Annotated in this window: 14 protein-coding genes; 3 read left to right on the forward strand and 11 right to left on the reverse strand. The window is 69.6% G+C overall.

Annotated features, from left to right (window positions below; translation table 11 throughout):
* Positions 1 to 66 precede the first annotated feature (66 nt).
* Together ACSDQ9_RS02835 and ACSDQ9_RS02840 are read left to right on the forward strand one after the other, a co-directional pair.
* Positions 67 to 1,962 (forward strand): ABC transporter ATP-binding protein, encoded by a 1,896-nt coding sequence (locus ACSDQ9_RS02835; RefSeq protein WP_435143303.1) that lies wholly within the window; start codon positions 67 to 69, stop codon positions 1,960 to 1,962.
* Positions 1,959 to 3,743 carry an ABC transporter ATP-binding protein gene (locus ACSDQ9_RS02840; protein WP_435143306.1) on the forward strand — a complete coding sequence of 595 codons (1,785 nt, stop codon included), beginning with the start codon at positions 1,959 to 1,961 and terminating at the stop codon, positions 3,741 to 3,743. The genes ACSDQ9_RS02835 and ACSDQ9_RS02840 overlap by 4 nt, the downstream gene beginning before the upstream one ends.
* A gap of 4 nt (positions 3,744 to 3,747) precedes the next feature.
* Here ACSDQ9_RS02840 and araA read toward each other — a convergent pair whose 3' ends face one another.
* The 6 genes from araA to ACSDQ9_RS02870 are packed head-to-tail and all read right to left on the reverse strand — an operon-like array spanning position 3,748 to position 11,299.
* On the reverse strand, positions 3,748 to 5,250 hold the full coding sequence (araA, locus tag ACSDQ9_RS02845; RefSeq protein WP_435143308.1) for an L-arabinose isomerase: 1,503 nt from the start codon (positions 5,248 to 5,250) through the stop codon (positions 3,748 to 3,750).
* Positions 5,251 to 5,272: 22 nt separating this feature from the next.
* Entirely contained in the window at positions 5,273 to 6,835 is a 1,563-nt protein-coding gene (locus tag ACSDQ9_RS02850; RefSeq protein WP_435143311.1) for a xylulokinase, read from the reverse strand.
* Positions 6,832 to 7,512, reverse strand: coding sequence for an L-ribulose-5-phosphate 4-epimerase (locus tag ACSDQ9_RS02855; RefSeq protein WP_435143313.1), 681 nt, complete (start codon positions 7,510 to 7,512; stop codon positions 6,832 to 6,834). The genes ACSDQ9_RS02850 and ACSDQ9_RS02855 overlap by 4 nt, the downstream gene beginning before the upstream one ends.
* On the reverse strand, positions 7,509 to 8,798 hold the full coding sequence (locus ACSDQ9_RS02860) for an alpha-galactosidase (RefSeq protein ID WP_435143315.1): 1,290 nt from the start codon (positions 8,796 to 8,798) through the stop codon (positions 7,509 to 7,511). The genes ACSDQ9_RS02855 and ACSDQ9_RS02860 overlap by 4 nt, the downstream gene beginning before the upstream one ends.
* Positions 8,795 to 9,832: a LacI family DNA-binding transcriptional regulator gene (locus tag ACSDQ9_RS02865; protein ID WP_435143318.1), complete on the reverse strand. Its 1,038-nt coding sequence runs from the start codon at positions 9,830 to 9,832 to the stop codon at positions 8,795 to 8,797. The genes ACSDQ9_RS02860 and ACSDQ9_RS02865 overlap by 4 nt, the downstream gene beginning before the upstream one ends.
* 9 nt (positions 9,833 to 9,841) lie before the next feature.
* Entirely contained in the window at positions 9,842 to 11,299 is a 1,458-nt protein-coding gene (locus ACSDQ9_RS02870) for an alpha-N-arabinofuranosidase (RefSeq protein WP_435143320.1), read from the reverse strand.
* 366 nt (positions 11,300 to 11,665) lie between these two features.
* On the opposite strand from ACSDQ9_RS02870, the gene ACSDQ9_RS02875 reads away from it, so the two are divergent.
* Positions 11,666 to 12,826 carry an MFS transporter gene (locus ACSDQ9_RS02875; protein WP_435143744.1) on the forward strand — a complete coding sequence of 387 codons (1,161 nt, stop codon included), beginning with the start codon at positions 11,666 to 11,668 and terminating at the stop codon, positions 12,824 to 12,826.
* On the opposite strand, the gene trpS is transcribed toward ACSDQ9_RS02875, so the two are convergent.
* From trpS to ACSDQ9_RS02900, 5 genes are all read right to left on the reverse strand, one after another.
* Positions 12,820 to 13,920 carry a tryptophan--tRNA ligase gene (trpS, locus tag ACSDQ9_RS02880; RefSeq protein ID WP_435143323.1) on the reverse strand — a complete coding sequence of 367 codons (1,101 nt, stop codon included), beginning with the start codon at positions 13,918 to 13,920 and terminating at the stop codon, positions 12,820 to 12,822. The genes ACSDQ9_RS02875 and trpS overlap by 7 nt on opposite strands.
* Positions 13,921 to 13,926: 6 nt before the next feature.
* The gene (locus ACSDQ9_RS02885; RefSeq protein WP_435143325.1) at positions 13,927 to 14,781 is read right to left on the reverse strand and encodes a PHP domain-containing protein; all 855 of its coding nucleotides are present in this window, start codon (positions 14,779 to 14,781) and stop codon (positions 13,927 to 13,929) included.
* 30 nt (positions 14,782 to 14,811) lie between these two features.
* A complete protein-coding gene (locus tag ACSDQ9_RS02890) occupies positions 14,812 to 15,336 on the reverse strand; it encodes a hypothetical protein (protein ID WP_435143328.1) in 525 nt (174 codons plus the stop codon).
* A gap of 18 nt (positions 15,337 to 15,354) precedes the next feature.
* On the reverse strand, positions 15,355 to 16,401 hold the full coding sequence (locus ACSDQ9_RS02895) for a GTP pyrophosphokinase (RefSeq protein ID WP_435143331.1): 1,047 nt from the start codon (positions 16,399 to 16,401) through the stop codon (positions 15,355 to 15,357).
* A 330-nt stretch (positions 16,402 to 16,731) separates the two neighbouring features.
* Positions 16,732 to 18,105: a DEAD/DEAH box helicase gene (locus tag ACSDQ9_RS02900; protein ID WP_435143333.1), complete on the reverse strand. Its 1,374-nt coding sequence runs from the start codon at positions 18,103 to 18,105 to the stop codon at positions 16,732 to 16,734.
* Between the last annotated feature and the right edge of the window lie 14 nt (positions 18,106 to 18,119).

Genomic DNA, 18,119 nt, shown 5'->3' on the forward strand with positions numbered 1-18,119 from the left:
CTAACCCGCCTGCCCGCGGCAATTCGGTGGTCGGTTGAACCGCATGCGTCTAGGCTCGGGAACGCCATGCCGAATCCCATCACCGATGATGCCGCCGCGGTGCGGACGGTGTTGCGCGCACCCTTGGGCAACATCGCTCGATTCACCTGGGCCGTCGCCCGCGGGCCGGCGACGATCTCACTGGCCGTCGGAACCGTCGAGGCCGCACTGCTGGTGGTCACCCCGGTGCTGCTGGGACGAGCGATCGGGGCCCTCCCCGAACTGGTGGGCGCCGGCGCGGGGGTGCGCGCACTGTTCGGGTGGTTGCTGGCCCTGGTCGGATGCGCGGTGCTGGGGCATCTCCTCTCCCAGGTGCGCAATCCCCTGGATTGGAAGCTGATCCAGGACTTGGACGTCGGCATCCAGCTGCGGCTGGGGGCGATCGGGGCCCGGGATCCCCGGCTGCCGGTGCTGGAGTCCCCCGACGTGGCGGACGCACTGCAGCAGTTGCGGCCCCGCTACTGGGAGATCCGGATGGCCGCGCAGATGGCCTTCGTCTACCTGTATCCCGCGCTGCTGGGGTTCGTCGGATCGTGTCTGCTGCTGGCCGGCACCACCGTGTGGTGGCTGCCGTTCCCGCTGCTGCTCGGCTGGGCGGCCGAGGCCGAGTTCCGCCGGCGCAGCACCATCAGTCAGTTCGACGTCTGGGTGAACGGCACCGAAGACCAGAAGCACGCCATGTATGCCTTCGGACTGACCACCGGTGATGCCGCCAAGGAGGTGCGGGTGTTCGGGCTGGAGCCGATGCTCAGCACCCGTTACTGGGACCGGTACACCAGCGCCCTGCAACCCTTCTGGAAGGCTCGCCGCCGCACGACGGTGGAGTCGCTGGGCGTCTCCCTGGTGCGGGTGGGCCTGACCGTCGCGGCGCTCGCCGTGGTCGGGCAGCTGGCCAGCGACGGTGACCTCTCGCTGACGGCGCTGGCCACGGCCATCCCGTTGGTGCTGGCGATCGGCGGGGCGGACGCCTGGATGTTCGGCCAGTTGCAGCGGGGCTCCTCGACGCTCGGCATGCTGGCCAAGGTCGAGCGCAAGCTCGCCCCGGAGACGACGGCTGCCTCGGAGCCGTCTCCGAGTGGTGGTGCGCCGTCGGTGAGGCTGGAGGGGGTCAGCTTCAGCTATCCCGGGGCCTCGCGCACCGTGCTCGACGGCCTCGACCTCGACCTTGCCGCCGGTGAGGCGGTGGCCCTGGTGGGGGTGAACGGTGCCGGCAAGTCGACCCTGGTCAAGCTGATCGCCGGTGCCTACCGGCCGACCGAGGGTCGGGTGCTGGTCGACGGACGAGACCTGGCCGACTTCAGCACCGACGAGCTGCGCGCCTGGCAGCGACGGATCGCCCCGATCACCCAGGAGTTCGCGCACCTGCCGATGCTGGCCGGTGACAACGTCGAACTCGGTAGCGGTCGGCTGTGGTCGGGCGAGCTCGAGGTCGACCGGCCCGCCCCACCCACCGACACCATCGACGCGGTGGCCGCCCGGGCGGGCGTGGACGAGATCATCCAGAAGCTGCCACACGGCTGGCGCACCCCGCTCGACAAGACCCTTCCCGACGGGGTCGACCTGTCGGGGGGCGAGTGGCAGCGGATCGCGCTGGCGCGTGCCCTGCGGTCCGTCGACAACGGAGCGGGTCTGCTGGTGCTGGACGAGCCCGCCGCGGCCCTCGACGTCGCCTCCGAGGCACGGCTCGTGCGCACCTACCTCGATCTCGCGCGCAACACGAGTTCGCTGGTGATCAGCCACCGGTTCTCGGTGGTGCGGCCGGTGCCGCGGATCGTGGTGCTGGAGCACGGGCGCATCGTCGAGGACGGCAGCCATGACGAGCTGATGGCCGTACCCGGTGGCCGTTACCGCAGCATGTTCAGCCTGCAGGCCTCCCGCTATGCCGAGGACGCCACCGAGCGCACCGCGACGGAGGACTCGTGAGGCACAACTACCCCGCCGCGGCCCTGCTCTGGCTGCGCACCTCGTTCGCGGCCGCCCAGTGGCTGGTCGCCGTGATGTTGCTCACCACGGTGGCCGGATCGGTGCTGGCACCCCTGAGCCTGTGGGGCGTCAGCCACACCATCGACGCCGCCACCCGCCAGACGTCCCTGTGGCCGGGGCTGCTGGTCACGGGGGGCTGCCTGCTGGTCTCGGCGGTGGCCTCGGGACTGGCTGGCCCCATCGGTGACACCGTGGACGACCGTCTCTTTCGCCACGTGAACCACGATCTGTCGCGGGTGGTGGGGTCGATCCCCTCCCTTGCCCACCACGAGAACCCCGAGATCGCCGACCGGCTCGCCCTGGTGAAGCAGGACGCCTGGCGATTGGGAGGCATCTACCGGCTGCTGCAGACGATTGGCGCCGTGGCCAGCGTGGTCACGGTCGTCGGGTTGCTGTGGAGCATCCACCCGCTGCTGCTACTGGTGCTGGTCGCGGCGCTGGTGCCCACCGGGGTGTCCGCCTTGGGGCGCACCAAAGAGGTCGAGGTCAACCGTCGCAACATCAAGTTCTGGCGGGCCGCCGAGATGCTGGTGGAACTGCTCACCAAGGCCCAGCACGGGCTCGAGGTGCGCTCGTTCGGGCTGCGCACCCCCCTGTTGCGCACCATTCGCCGGGGCGTCATGGCCCTGAACGCCCCGATCACGTCGACCGCTAGCCGGTGGAGCGTGTACGCGGGACTGGCCTGGATCGCTCAAGGTGGCGTGCACCTGGCCGCCCTGGTCTGGCTGGCCGGGCGGGCCGCCGAGGGCCAGGCCACCATCGGTCAGGTCACCCTGCTGCTGCTGATCGGCCCCCAGATCAGTACCACGGCGGCCGCCGTCAGCGCCAACGCCCGGCAGGTGATCGAATCGCTGGCGGCCTTCGACCGCTACCGATGGCTGCGGGACTACTCCCGAGAGCACCAGTGGGACGACGGCACCGCAGCTCCCCCCGACCAGTTGCGCACCGGCATCAGGCTGGAAGGCGTGTCCTTCTCCTACCCGGGAGCCGACGGGCCCACCACTGCCCTGGCCGGCGTCGACCTGACCATCCCGGCGGGCACGTCCGTGGCCCTGGTGGGACGCAACGGTGCCGGCAAGTCCACCCTGGTGAAGCTGCTGAGCCGGTTCTACGACCCCACCACCGGCCGGATCCTGGTCGATGGTGTGCCCCTCACCGACCTCGACCCTCGTGAGTGGCGGAAGCGGATGTCGGCAGGCTTCCAGGACTTCTCCCGCCTCACCTTCCTGGTGCGCGAGTCGATCGGGGTGGGCGACATCGCCCGGGTCGGAGACGACGAACGGGTGAGGACGGCGGCGTCCGCGGGGCATGCCGACAGCGTGATCGCGCAGCTCGAGGCGGGCCTGGACACCCAACTCGGCACGGACTTCGAAGGGGGCGTGGATCTCTCGGGTGGGCAGTGGCAGCGCCTCGCCTTGGCCCGGGCCTTCATGCGGGAGCGTCCGTTGCTGATGATCCTGGACGAGCCGACCGCCGCCCTCGACCCTGAGGCGGAGCACACGATCTACGACCAGTACGCGGCCACCGCCAAGCGGCTGGCGGCCGAGACCGGCGCCATCACCGTGCTGGTGTCGCACCGGTTCTCGACGGTGCGGATGGCCGACCTGATCGTGGTGATGGACGACGGTCGGGTCGCCGAGGTCGGCACCCACGCCGAGTTGCTGGCCGCGGACGGTGACTACGCCCGCATGTTCCGTCTCCAGGCCGACGCCTACCGCTGAGGACTCACAGCCCCCGGGCCAACCGGTGGTAGGCCTGGTTCCACCGCACCTGCTGGCTGAACCCGCGCACCGTCGTCTGCTCGTCGATCACCAGCAATTCCGTGCCGGTGAGGTCGGCGAAGATCTCGAAGACCTCCACCCCCAGCGCCGTCGACATCACCGTGTGGTGGGCGGCGCCCGCCGTCAGCCAGCAGGCCGCCGACGTGGCGAAGTCGGGGGCGGGCTTCCAGACCGCTCGTCCGACGGGGAGCCTCGGCAGGTCGGGAGCCGAAACGTTCTGCACGACGTTGGCCGTCAACCGGAACCGGTCGCGCAGGTCGGTGAGGGCCACCACCACGGCCGGGCCGGGGTCGGCGGTGAACACCAGCCGCACGGGGTCGTCCTTGCCGCCGATGCCCAGCGGATGCACCTCCAGCCGCGGACGAGCGGTCGTGAGCGACGGCGACACCTCGAGCATGTGCGCGCCGAGGATGCGCTCGTCGCCCGGGGTGAGGTCGTAGGTGTAGTCCTCCATCAGGCTGGCCCCGCCGGGCAGCCCGGCCCCCATCACGCTGGCCAGCCGCACCAGCACGGCGGTCTTCCAGTCGCCCTCGGCGCCGAAACCGTAACCCTCGGCCATCAGCCGCTGCACCGCCAGCCCGGGCAGCTGCTTGAGCGCACCCAGGTCTTCGAAACTGGTGGTGAAGGCACCGAACTGACCCGCCTCGAGGAACGACCGCAGGCCCACCTCGATGGCCGCGCCGTCGCGCAGCGACTGGTGACGCTCGCCGCCGGGCACCAGTTCGGGGGCCACGTCGTAGGCCGCCACGTACTCGGCGACCAACGCGTCCACCTGCTCGTCGGTGGCCCGGGCCACGGCGTCGGCCAGGTCGTTGACACCCCAGGTGTTCACCTGCACGCCGAACTGCAGCTCGGCCTCCGTCTTGTCGCCCTCGGTGACCGCCACGTAGCGCATGTTGTCGCCGAACCGGGCCAGCTTGAGCGACCGCAGGGCCGCCACGCCGGCGGCGGCGCGCTGCCAGTTCTCCACCTGCGCGCGGACGCCCGCGTGCGAGACGTGCCCGACCACGGTCGTCCGGGGAACCCCGAGGCGGGTCTGCACGTAGCCGAACTCACGGTCGCCGTGCGCGGCCTGGTTGAGGTTCATGAAGTCGAAGTCGATCTCGTCCCAGGGCAGCTCGACATTGGCCTGGGTGTGCAGGTGCAGCAACGGCTTGCGCAAAGTGTCGAGGCCGGTGATCCACATCTTGGCGGGGCTGAACGTGTGCATCCACGCGATGATGCCGATCACCGAGTCGTCGGCATTGGCCTCGAGCGCGAGCCGGCGAATCGCGTCGGTGTCGGTCAGCACCGGCTTCCACTCCACCCGCACGGGCAGCCCCGAGAGGCCCTCGGCGACGTGGCGGGACTGTTCGGCCACCTGCTGCAGGGTCTCGGGGCCGTAGAGGTGCTGCGAACCGGTGACGAACCAGATCGTCTGGCCGGCGAAGTCGGTGGTGAGGGTCATGGTGGGTCTCCTGAAGGTCTGGTCAGAGGGCGTCGACGGCGGCGGACTCGACGGCGAGCCCGGCACGATAGCGCTCGAGGTGGGTGGCGAACCCGGCGACGTCGTCGGGGTCGGGGTCGACGGTGTTGACGGCCGCCGAGCCGAAGACGTGGTCGGCGAGCCAGGCCGGCAAGTCCGGGGCCTCGGCAAGGCGGAAGGCGGCCAACACCGCCATCCCCCAGGCCCCGCCCTCGCCGGCGGTCTCGCCCACCGTGACCGGTGCGTCGAGGGCGGCGGCAAGGAAGCGTTGGGCCACCCCGGCGGTACGGAACATGCCCCCGTGGGCGAACATCGATTCGAGCCGCACGCCCTCGTCCGCGAGCACCGCCATGCCCAGGGCGAGGGTGCTGAAGACGCCGTACAGCTGGGCTCTGACGGTGTTGGCCAGCGTGAACGACGAGTCGGGGGTGCGCACGAACAACGGACGACCCTCCGCCAGTCCCGCGATCGGTTCACCGGCAAGCTGGTTGTAGGCGAGCAGGCCACCGGCGTCGGCGTCCCCCGCCGACGCCTCGCGGAAGAGCAGGTCGTAGACCTCGTCCTCAGCGAGCGGCGCCCCGGACAGCTCCGAGAACCGGCGGAAGAGGCCGGCCCATTCGGCCAATTCGCTGGCCCCGTTGTTGCAGTGCACCATCGCCACCGGGTCGCCCGACGGCGTGGTCACCAGGTCGATCTCGGGGTGCACCCCCTCGAGCGGGCCTTCCAGCACCACCATGGCGAAGATGCTGGTGCCCGCGCTGACGTTGCCGGTGCGCGGAGCCACGGCCCCGGTGGCCACCATGCCCGTGCCGGCATCTCCCTCGGGTGGGCAGCATTCCACCCCGGCCGGCAGGCTTCCCGTGGGGTCGAGCAGGCGGGCGCCCTCGTCCGTCAACCGTCCGGCATCGGCGCCGGCCACGAGCACCCGCGGCAGCAGCTCGACCAGGGGACGGGGCAGTCGTCCGGCGGCCAGGTGCTCGTAGCGGGCGACGAGGCCGGCGTCGTAGTCGACGCCCTCACCCCCGGGCGCCCCAGAAGCGGAGATCGGGAACATGCCGGAGGCGTCGCCGACCCCCAGCACCCTGGCGCCGGTCAGTCGTTCGTGCACGTACCCGGCCAGCGTGGTGACGTGGTCGAGCCGACTCACGTGGGGTTCGCCGTCGATGACGGCCTGGTGCAGGTGCGCGATCGACCAGCGCAGCGGAATGTTCACCCCGAGGGCGGCGACCAGCTCGTCCGACGCCCGCTGCGTGGTGGTGTTGCGCCAGGTGCGGAACGGCACCAGCAACTCCCCGGCGGCATCGAAGGCGAGGTAGCCGTGCATCATGGCCGACACGCCCACCGCCCGCACGCTGGTCAGGTCTCCCCCGTCGTCGGCGATCCCCGCGACGGCGGCCCGCAGCCCCTCCCAGACGGCGTCGAGCGAATAGGTCCACAGGCGGTTCTCGAACTGGTTCTCCCAGGCGTGGCTGCCGACGGCCAGCACGCGCGCGGGGTCGTCCGCGTCGACGAGGCAGGCCTTGATGCGGGTGGAGCCCAGTTCGATGCCGAGCACGGTTGCGGTCATGGGGTGCCTCGCTGTCCGTAGACGTTCTGGTAGCGGTCGAAGAGCCGATCGATGTCGGCCGGTGCGATCGGCACGAGCTCGCCGCCCTGCCTGGCGAGGTGCACCGTGCGGGCGACGTCCTCGAGCATCACGGCGGCCTTGACGGCGTCGCGGGCGGTCGCCCCGATGGTGAACGGGCCGTGGTTGCGCATCAGCACCGCCGGCGAGCGGTGGCCGCGCAGGGTGTCGACGATGCCGCGCCCGATGGAGTCGTCACCGATGATCGCGAACGGACCCACCGGGATCGGCCCGCCGAACTCGTCGGCCATGGCGGTGAGCACGCACGGAATCTCCTCGCCCCGGGCCGCCCACGCGGTGGCGTACGTGGAATGGGTGTGCACCACCCCGCCCACCTCGGGCATGGCGCGGTAGACGTGGGCGTGGGCCGCGGTGTCGGACGAGGGGTTGCGCTCCGAACCGGGAAGTCCCGCCACGGCGCGGCCATCGAGGTCACACACCACCATCGACTCGGGAGTGAGTGCGTCGTAGGAGACGCCCGAGGGCTTGATCACGAACCATTCGGTGCCGGGCACCCGCGCCGACACATTGCCCCCGGTCCACACGACCAGCGCGTTGCGCACGAGTTCGGCGTGCAGGTCGGTGAGTTCCTGCCTGATCCGGTCGAGATCCTCGCTCATGCGACCTCCTTCAGCAGGGCGGAGCCATGGGCAGCCAGCCGCAGGCGCAGGGCCCGGCTGCCGGGAGCGACGCCGCGGGCGTCGTCCGATTGGGTGGTGACGGCGTCGGTCTCGAGGAGCTCGCCCGACCACAGGTCGGTCAGGCGCTCCACCCCCAGCCCGAGGTTGGCGACGTCGAGCACCAGCTCGCGGGGCTCGTCGGCGAGGTTGAACACCGCCGCGATCCGGCCATCGTCGGCACCGGTCGCCCCCCACAGCACGGTGTCGCGCTCCCGGAACAGCTCCCGGTTGTCGCGACTGTTGAGCACGGCCAGCACGTCGGCGTTGGTGAACAGGGCGATGGTCGCCGGGTCGGACGACGGCAGGTCGCCCCCGATCATCAGCGGCGAGCGGGCGATCACCCACAGCGTCATCAGGGTGCGCCGCTCGTCGGGGGTGAGCAGGTCGTCGCGAGGCTCGCCGCGCTCGGCACGGATCCCGATGCGCCCCAGCGGCAGCATGTCGCCGTCCGGCCACCCACCCCCGGATGCGGATCCACCGGCATGGGGTGCCCAGCGCGCGAAGCGGGCGAAGTTGGCCTCGACGTCGTCCCAGCGGTCCCACAGGTCGTCGCAGATGCGCCACATGGTGGCGTGCTCCCGCAGGTGCTCGAGCCGGGCGAGACTGAGGTCTCGTCCGGGCGACAGGCTCAGCTCGATCTCGCGACCACTACGCCTGATGGCGAGGGACAGGGCCTCGATGTCGGCGGCCTGGTAGGGCCAGAGCAGGTCGTCGGCCTTGATGAAGTCGACGCCCCAGGAGGCGTAGAGCTCGAGGATCGAGTCGTAGTAGGCCTGCGCCTCGGGGCGACGGTGGTCGAGCCCGAGCATGTCGGGGTTCCACTCGCAGACGTTGGTGGGGTCGGCGGCCGGGTTCGAGGCGGCGGCCAGCCGCGGGATGCCTCGCATGATGTGGATGCCGAACCTCAGCCCGAGATCGTGCACCCGATCGGCCAACGGACGAAAACCCGCCCCGCCGGCGCTGGAGGGGAAGCGGCCGGGGTCGGGCACGAGCCGTCCGCGATCGTCGAGGGCCAGCGGGGCGTCGGCGTTGTAGCCGTGGCTGCGGGCGGTCGGGTCGGACCAGTCGATGTCGACCACCACCGTGTCCCAGCCGAAGCCGCTGAGATGCTCGGCCAGGAACGTGGCATTGGCGAGCACCTCGTCCTCGGTGACCGAGGTGCCGTAGCAGTCCCACGAGTTCCAGCCCATGGGCGGGCGGGTCGTCCGCGTGCGCTCACTGGTCACGGGGCAGGCCTCCTGGTCGACTCGCGCTCGACGAGGGTGACCTCGCCGACGTGGTCGCGGTAGTCGTCGGACGATCGTCTGCCCTCGATGCGCTCGACCAGCAGGTCGATGGCGGCCGAAGCCATGCCGTCGTGGTCGGGTCGGATCGAGGTGAGCGACGGGGTGGTGAAGGCGGCCATGGGCACGTCGTCGAAGCCGACCACGAGCACGTCCTCGGGAACCCGCAGACCTCGGTCGGCCAGGGCCCGCATCGCCGAGAGGGCGATCACGTCGGTGGCGCAGACCAGGCCATCGATGACCCGATCACCACCAGCCGTCTGCCCCAGATCGTCGAGCAGACCGGCCGTGGCGGCCAGTGAACCCTCGAAGGAGTAGTCGGCATCGCGCACCCAGCGCGGGTCGACCTCGAGCCCGGCGCGTCGCATGGCGGTGAGGTAGCCCGTGGCGCGGGTCGTCGAGACGTCGACGGTGTCGGCGAGCACCCGGCCGCCGATGATCGCGATCCGCCGGCAGCCGCGCTCGACGAGGTGGTCGGTCGCCAGTTCGGTGCCGGCCTCGTTGGCCATGCCGACGTGGTCGATGGGCGCCGAGAACGGGCGCTCGCCGAAGACCACCAGGGGAAAGTCCCCGCGCAGCAGCGAGGCGTCGTCATCGTGCAGCTGCACCGAGCTCAACAGCAGACCGTCGTAGCTGCGCAGCCGCGAGCGGGTGACCGCGTCGAGTTCGCGATCACGGTTGGCGCTGGTCTGCTCGACCACCAGCTCGTAGCCACGCGCCGCGGCCTTCTCGATCAGCAGCGTGGCCAGCAGGCCGAAGTAGGGCCGATCGATGTCAGGAACGGCGAGCCCGATCACACCGGTTCGTCCCTGCCTGAGGTTCCGGGCCGCGGTGTTGACGTGGTAGTCGAGGGCCTGGATGGAGGCCTGCACCTTCTGACGGGTGGTGTCGCGCACGTGGGGGTGGCCGTTGATGACGTTCGAGACGGTCATCACCGAGACCCCCGCGTGGCGGGCCACGTCCTGCATCGTGCTCATGAGGGCAACTTATCGAGTGCGCACTCGCACGGTCGCCACCGCATGCGGGGGCAGCACGAAGCTGACCCGGGCACCGTCGACGCTCACCGTGAGGTCACTCAGCGAGACCACGTCGGGTTCGTCGAAGGTGTTGTACGAGCCCGGCTCGGGCGAGGCCAGCACCTGGGCGCGCAGTCGTCCGGTCACCTCGGCGGGCAGCTCGAACTCGGCGGTGATCGGCGAGGTGAGCGAGGTGTTGGCGGTGCTGATCGTCCAGTCGCTGCCGCCGTCGTCGGTCGGCTTGCGCGACACGGTCAGCTCGCCGTCGGGGCCGAGCGCCCCGGCCTGGGTGGGCACGTACTCGGCGTCCTGGTGGTCGCAGTACAGGTCGAAGACGTGGTAGGTCGGCGTGGTCAGCATGCGCGGGCCGTCGGTGAGGATCATCGACTGCAGCACGTTGACCATCTGGGCGATGTTGGTCATGCGCACCCGGTCGCCGTGGCGGTGGAAGATGTTCAGGTTGATGGCGGCCACCAGGGCGTCGCGCTGGGTGTTCTGCTGGTACAGGAAGCCGGGGTTCGTCCCCTCCTCGACGTCGTACCAGGTGCCCCACTCGTCGACGATCAGCGAGACCCGCTTCTCGGGGTCGTAGCGATCCATGATGCGAGCGTGACCGGCGATCAGCTCGTCCATGCGACGGGTCTGCCGCAGCGTCTCGTGCCACTCGAACTCGTCGAAACCGGTCGCCCGTCCCTTGCGGGCCCAGTCCTTGGTGGGCAGCGTGTAGTAGTGCAGGCTGAGGCCGTCCATGTGGCCGGCGGCTCGGGCCATCAGCACGTCGGTCCACTCGTAGTCCTCGGCATTGGGGCCGCAGGCGATCTTGGCGACGCGCTCGTCCCCGTACTGGCGCACGAAGGTCTGGAACTGGCGGTACAGGTTCGCGTAGTGCAGGGGAAGCATGTTGCCGCCGCAGCCCCAGGACTCATTGCCCACCCCGAAGAAGGGCAGCTTCCAGGGCTTGTCGCGACCGTGGCTCTTGCGCAGTTCGGCCATCGGTCCGGTCGAGTCGAGAGTGATGTACTCCACCCAGTCGTGCAGCTCGGCGACGGTGCCCGAGCCGACGTTGCCGCAGATGTAGGCCTCGGCCCCCAGCTGCTCGAGCAGCTCGAAGTACTCGTGGGTGCCGAACTCGTTGCGCTCGATGACGCCACCCCAGTGGGTGTTCACCATCGGCACCCGCTCGGGGCCGACCCCCTTCAGCCAGTGGTATTCGTCGGCGAAGCACCCACCGGGCCAGCGGACGAGCGGCACCTTGATGTGGCGAAGCGCCTCGACGACGTCGGTGCGGATGCCGTTGACGTTAGCGATCTCGGAGTCGCGGCCGACCCAGATGCCCTCCTCGATGCAGCGCCCGAGGTGTTCGGCGAACTGGCCCTGCAGGCGGCGGTCGAGGGTCCAGGTGTTCTCGGCGGGGGCGAGGCGAATCATGGGGAGTCCTTCGGCGGTGAAGTGGCTGTCACGGGAAGCGGTGGCCGGCGCTGGTTGTATCGATACAGGCCGACCACTGTAACGATACACAGTTTCGGTCACCGACCACCGCAAACTCCCAGGAAACGCTTCGACCCCCAGGAAGTTTCCTGGCGGCCGCATGTTTTGGTGTGAGTCTGCCGACCAGCGGACGATCCCGGGCCGCGACGAGGCCCGCCCTAGGCTGGGGGAACCGCCGATCCCGCACCAGCCACCCCCAGCCCAGGAGCCACCACGTCCACCCCGGCCAGCACCGCACCACCCACGCTCCGACGCTTCGGAGCCCTGCGCGACCGTCATTCCCGGCCCTACCTGATCACGGCGGGCCTGTCGATGATGGCCGACAACATCGAGCACGTGATCACCTACTGGGTGCTGTGGCAGGTCTTCCACTCCCCCGCCCTGGTCGGCTTCCAGGTGATCAGTCACTGGCTGCCGTTCCTCACCCTGTCGGTGTGGTTCGGGTCGCTGGCCGAGCGGTTCGACTGTCGGCGGATCATCCAGGTGGCGCAGGGACTCTTCGCCTTCGTCTCGCTGGCGTGGGCGGTGCTGTTCTTCACCGACTCGTTGCAGATCTGGCAGGCCTGCGTGCTGCTGGTGCTGCACGGCTGCGCCGGGGCGCTGTGGGGCCCGGCCGAGCAGCTGATGCTGCACGACTTCGCCGAACCCGCGGAACTGCCGAGCGCCGTGCGCCTGAACGCCACCTTCAAGAGCCTCGGCGTCCTGGCGGGTCCAGTGGTCGGTTCGGCCCTGCTGCTCGGGCTCGGGCAGTCGTGGGGCATCCTCGCGAACGTGCTGTTCTACCTGCCGATGACGGTGCTGATGCTGCGCACTCCCTTCACCGGCCACGTGCGCGACGGGTTCGCGCGCACGAAACGCCTGTCGATCCTCGACACGTTCTCGGTGCTGCGCACGGTGTGGACCGACAAGGTGCTGATCGGGCTGGTGGCCCTCGGTGGGCTGGTCGCGATCTGCATCGGCACGTCGATGCAGGTGGCCATGCCGGCCATCGGTGACCGCCTCGGGACCGGAGGCGGCATTCCCTACGGAACCCTGCTCTTCGCCAGCGGCGCCGGTGGCGTGCTCGGCGGCCTGCTGCTCGAGGCCAGCGGACGCATTCGTCCGACCCTTCAGTCGGCCGTGGTCGCCACGGTGCTGCTGGGGGTGACAACCGTGGTCGTCGCGACGTCGCCGTGGTACCCGCTCACCCTGGTCGCCCTCTTCCTCGGGGGCATCGCCAGCCTGGCGGCGATGTCGATCGGCCAGGCGGTGGTGCAGCTGCGCGCCCCGGTCGACCAACGGGGTCGGGTGGTGGGGGTCTACTCCATGGTCGCCAACGGCATGCGCACCGGCAACGGCGTCTCCCTGGCGCTGGTGGGCACGGCCATCGGCGTGATCGGGGCGGTGCTCGCCGGCGGCATCGCACTTGTGGTGGGGGCGGCGGCGATCGGGGCGCTCACGATGTTCGCCCGCTCACGGGTTCAGTAGCGCATCTGCATGGCGGTGAGCACGTCGTCGAGGGTGGCGTTGCCCACCTCGTTGGCGCGCGCATTGCCCTGCCGCAGCACCGACACCACGTGGTCCGGGGCGGCGGCCAGCTCGGCACGCCGCGCACGAATCGGGGCGAAGTACTCGTTGACGGCCTCGGTGACCAGCTTCTTCAGCCCGCCGCCACCACCGTCGCCGATCTCGTCGGCGATCGCCACCGGGTCGCGGTCGGTGCACAGCGCCGCCAACATCACCAGGTTCGACACCTCGGGACGGTTCGCCGGGTCGTAGGTGATGGTCCGGTTCGAGTCGGTGACGGCCCGCTTGATCAACTTGGCGGTCTCGTCGGCGGTCATGCCGAGCTCGATGGTGTTGCCGCGCGACTTCGACATCTTGGCGCCGTCCATGCCCAGCAGCAGCGGCGCCTTCGACAACAGCGCATCGGCCTGGCCGAACACCGGACGATCGGCCCGGGCTCGTCCGTAGCGCTCGTCGAACCGACGGGCGATCACGCGGGTCACCTCGATGTGGGGCAGCTGATCCTTGCCGACCGGCACCACGTTGGCGTTGCAGAACAAGATGTCGGCGGCCTGATGCACCGGGAAGGTGAGCATCAGCCCCGACATGGGCCGGGTCGCGGCCGCCATCTCGTCCTTCACCGTCGGGTTGCGGCGCAGCTCCGAGTCGGTGACCAGCGACAGGAACGGCAGCATCAACTGGTTGAGCGCCGGCACGGCCGAGTGGGCGAAGATCGTCGACTTCGCCGGGTCGACCCCGATGGCGAGGTAGTCGGTGACGCAGTTGAGCACGTTGTCGTGCAGCTCGCCGACGCCGTCGCGGTCGTAGATCACCTGGTAGTCGGCGATCAGCACGAAGGTGTCGACGCCCAGGTTCTGCAGGCGCACCCGGTTGGCCAGCGATCCGAAGTAGTGGCCGATGTGCAGGCGACCGGTGGGCCGGTCACCCGTCAGCATGCGGTAGCTGGCACCCTTGCCGGCCGCGAGGTCGGCCTCGATCTCGTCCGAACGCTTCTGGCTGGCAGCCAGCGAGGCGTCGGAGGTGGACTGTTCCAGGGCGTCGCCGTCATCGATCACGGTCAGTCAGCCTACGCGCCCGCCCCTCGCCTCGGCCAACCGATTCAGTCGCGCGAGCGCCTCGGGCCGCGTCAGGTTCGCGCCCAGGGGGAAGCCCACCTTCCCGGTGCCATGGTGATCGGACGATCCGGTGCGCACCAGCCCGATGCGTTCCGCGAGGGACGAGAGCTCGTCCCGGGTGGCGGCGTCATGGTCGGGGTGGTCGACCTCGATGCCGTCGAGGCGGTGCTCGCTGACCAGGGAGGCGATCACGTCGGGGGTCAGCACCGACCGGCTCGAGCGCGACCAGGGATGGGCGATCACGGCGACTCCCCCGGCGTCGTGCAGCAGGTCGATGGCGCGGGTCAGCGGGCACGAGTAGCGGTGCACGAAGCCGGGCTTGTCGTCGGCCAACCAGTCGCGGAAGGCCTCGTCCCGGTCGGCCACGTAACCCTTGGCCACCATGGCGTCGGCGACGTGCGGTCGTCCGATCGACGGCGAGCCGTTCGCGGCCGCGACGATCTCGTCCTCGGTGAGCGGCATGCCCAACTCGGTCAGCCGGGCGGCCAGGGCGGCCACCCGACCGCTGCGGCCCTCGCGCAGCCGGGCGAGCTCGTCGAGCAGGGGCTGGTCATTTCGGCGCATGCCGTACCCGAGCAGGTGCACCGAGGTTTCCTGGAGCTCGGTCGACATCTCGACCCCGGCGATCACCCGCACGTCCAGCTCGCCACCGGCCCGGATGGCCTCCGCGAGGCCGTCGAAGGTGTCGTGATCGGTCAGCGCGAAGGCGTCGAGGCCCGCCTCCCGCGCCGCCAGCACCAACGCCGCGGGGGTGTCGGTGCCGTCGGAGACGGAACTATGGGTGTGCAGGTCGATGCGCATGTACCCATCATGCCGCCGATGGGCCCCCCATCAGGGGGTGGGCGTGACCGTCACGTGGGACGTCTGACCCCCCCATCCGTCGTCGGGAAAGGCGTCGGACACCTTCACGTACACCGTCCTCGGAGTGGTCCCGTCGGTGGCGGCCAGGTACGGAGTGAGGTCGAGGGTGCGCACCGCGTCGTTCGAGGCGTCGCGGATCTGCTCGGTCTCGCGCAGCACCGTCGTCCAGGTGGCGTTGTCGGACGAGACCTGCACGACGAACTGGTTGTTGATGTGCAGGTCGAGCTTCGCGCCGGTCGTGTCGGCCGGCAGCGGGAAGCGCCACGTGTAGTGGGCCTCGCCGTCCGCGAACCGATTCTTCGGGCCGTTGCTGCCGGAGCCGTGGTTGTCGAACAACCACGGCGCCTCGTCGTCCGTGCCGGTGTCGAAGTCGGCATGGCGCGCCACCAGCACATGGGTGACGGCCTTCCACGAGAGTGCACGCGAGCTGGCGACGACCGCGACGACGTAGTCGCCCTCCGGCGTGCCCGATGGCACCGTGACCGTCAGCGGCACCTGATCGAGCGATTGTTACTACTGTCGATACGGTGAGAAGACGTCGGGCATCCCGGGATACAGAACGCGCGCCGAATTTGCATTTGCGATGGCGATAGTCCTTCGAGCCGCCGCCGCGTCAGTGAAGTTATCGTTCGAGCCGTACCTACTGACCCATCTTCCATACCCGCGCTTACCGGCAAGTAAGTCACTTCGCACTTCATTCAAAGATCGGTAGCCGGCATCGACGAGGCCATCTGCCAGCGCCGCGTAAGCGCCCGGGCTGGCGGCACGACGGTCCGAATACTCACTGCATAGCAGCCCTCGGAGGGTGTCGCGATCGATGGGGTCACTGAGGCTTGGCCCTCCTATTGCACGCAATCGACTTCGCTCGGCCGCATCGAAGACACCATCCAGCGCCTTGTCAGCAATGTGAAACAGGCCACTGAGGGCATGGAACTCGCGGGCTACCTCAGCGGGCATGCTCGACTTCCCCTTATAGGCGAGGTGGTGAGATACGTTAGCCCAAGCATCCATCAGGATCGTTCGAGCTTGAACCTCGAACGTCCATTTCGCCAGGTTATCAGCATTGCCCATGCCGGGCACTCTAGAATAGGGGAGCTGGCAATCGTAGTGAATGCTCGCGTAGCCGAAAGAATCTACTGGAGAAGCCTCCCGCTTATCCTCTCGGTAGAGGACAGTGAACGCGTCATGGATCACAGAATCAACGCGTTGTAGGTCAGCTCGGTACAGGCAAACGACACGAACGCCGACGAGATCCCGTAGATCGCGTACGGCACAACCATGGGCGCTCGCCTTATCGTACGCGCTGGTGAACTCCTTCACTCGCGCAGTGACACTGTGCACCTTGATCCCACTCGCCTCGAGTCTGGCTGTCATTTCTGCTTGCGCTGTGACAGCGAGTTCCGACAGGCACACATCGATGTCTTCGTAGCAAGCTCGTTCGACTTGGAGGCTCCGAAGAGGGGGGGCCGAACCATCAGCGGCCAAGACACTGTCCGTCTCTTCCTGGACCGCTCCGACCGCGCTTGCGAGCTGTCCTTCTCCCCCGACCACTTCGCTCATGGTGTCACCCTAGAGGGGTCGGTGCCGTCAATGGGGAAAGACGCCGCTCCTGACCCGACCCAGCGGCTTGTTGCATTACGGGTCAGTTCGGCTCCCAGCCCGTGCACTCACTCAACTCATGGGCAGCTGAGCCCGGCCCGACGAGCATTGATCGCTCTGAGAACCCTCCAAGACTGGGTAGTAGTCGGCCCAGTATGTACCACCCACAGCCCGCTGGGGGCGCCCCCATCCACCGACCCACCAGGCGGTTCACACCGGGACATAACGTCTACCCGGCCAGCTGCTGCCCACCCGATACCATCTCGAGGGCAGCGTTCTGGCCCGCGTCGCTCAGCGCGCGGAACCTCGGCGGGACGACCGGAACGATCGGGACGCCTGAGCCGCCGACGAGGTGCGCCCGGGGGTGCCACCACGATGACGCGACGGGCCTGCGCCGTTGCCGCCACCGCGCCTCGGGGACTCTCCGCGACTCGGGGACTGTCCGCGCCGCGGGCCGCGTTCGGGACGATCCGGCACCAGTTCGACCGGAGCGCTGGGCGTCACCTTGGCGGCCCGCTCCCCCACCAACTCGGTGACCGCGGCGTGGCCGACGCCGACCATCACCGGGGCGGCCTGGATCTTGGCCTTGCGCATCAGCTGGCGCACCTCGTCGCGCTGCTCGGCAAGGGCCAGCGTCACCACGGTGCCGCTCTGCCCGGCACGGGCGGTGCGCCCCGAGCGATGCAGGTAGGCCTTGTCCTCGGCCGGCGGGTCGACGTGCACCACCAGATCGACCTCGTCGACGTGAATGCCGCGGGCCGCGATGTCGGTGGCGACCAGCACCTTCACCTCGCCCGACGAGAACGCCGCCAGATTGCGCTCACGCGCGTTCTGACTGAGGTTGCCGTGCAGGTCGACGGCGGGCACGCCGGCCGCGGTGAGTTGGCGGGCCAGCTTCTTGGCGGCGTGCTTGGTGCGGGTGAACAGCACCCGTCGGGCCGTGCCGGAGGCGAGCTCGGTGACCACGTCGCGCTTGGCATCGGGGCTGGGCAGCACGAAGAAGTGGTGGGTCATCGCGGCCACCGGCGACTGGGCGCTGTCGACGGAGTGGGTGACCGGGTCGTGCAGGTAGCGCTTCACCAGCAGGTCGACCCCGTTGTCGAGGGTCGCCGAGAACAGCATCCGCTGCCCGCGCTGGGGGGTCTTGTCCATGATCCGCTTCACGCCGGGCAGGAAGCCGAGGTCGGCCATGTGGTCGGCCTCGTCCAGCACGGTGATCTCGATGCCGTCGAGGGTGAGCCCACCCTGCCGCAGCAGGTCTTCGAGGCGCCCGGGGCAGGCGATCACGATGTCGACACCCTGCCGCAGGGCGGCCAGCTGGCGGTTCGGGCCGACCCCGCCGAAGACGGTGGTGGTGGTCAGGCCGACGGTCTTGGCCAGGGGTTCGATGGTGGCGTTGATCTGGTTGGCCAGTTCGCGGGTCGGGCAGAGCACCAGGGCGCGCGGACGACGGGGCTGCCGCTTCCCACCGGCCAGCCGGGTGACGATCGGCAGCGAGAACGCAAGCGTCTTGCCGGAGCCGGTGCGGCCTCGTCCGAGCACATCGGCGCCGGCGATCGAATCGGGCAGGGAGGCCTGCTGGATCGGGAAGGGGGTGGTCAGACCCTGCCGGGTCAGCTCGGCCAGGACGGCTTCGGGCAGGGCGAAATCAGCAAAACTGTGCACAGTGCACCTCTCGG

It is taken from the genome of Aestuariimicrobium soli (assembly GCF_051192575.1).
GTDB lineage: Bacteria > Actinomycetota > Actinomycetes > Propionibacteriales > Propionibacteriaceae > Aestuariimicrobium > Aestuariimicrobium soli.

Coding starts and splice junctions, on each gene's coding strand:
- ACSDQ9_RS02885 (WP_435143325.1), bottom strand. CDS start 14,781: ATGCGCATCGACCTGCACACCCATAGTTCCGTCTCCGACGGCACCGAC.
- ACSDQ9_RS02870 (WP_435143320.1), bottom strand. CDS start 11,299: ATGATTCGCCTCGCCCCCGCCGAGAACACCTGGACCCTCGACCGCCGC.
- ACSDQ9_RS02835 (WP_435143303.1), top strand. CDS start 67: ATGCCGAATCCCATCACCGATGATGCCGCCGCGGTGCGGACGGTGTTG.
- ACSDQ9_RS02850 (WP_435143311.1), bottom strand. CDS start 6,835: ATGACCGCAACCGTGCTCGGCATCGAACTGGGCTCCACCCGCATCAAG.
- araA (WP_435143308.1), bottom strand. CDS start 5,250: ATGACCCTCACCACCGACTTCGCCGGCCAGACGATCTGGTTCGTCACC.
- ACSDQ9_RS02855 (WP_435143313.1), bottom strand. CDS start 7,512: ATGAGCGAGGATCTCGACCGGATCAGGCAGGAACTCACCGACCTGCAC.
- ACSDQ9_RS02865 (WP_435143318.1), bottom strand. CDS start 9,832: ATGAGCACGATGCAGGACGTGGCCCGCCACGCGGGGGTCTCGGTGATG.
- ACSDQ9_RS02895 (WP_435143331.1), bottom strand. CDS start 16,401: ATGAGCGAAGTGGTCGGGGGAGAAGGACAGCTCGCAAGCGCGGTCGGA.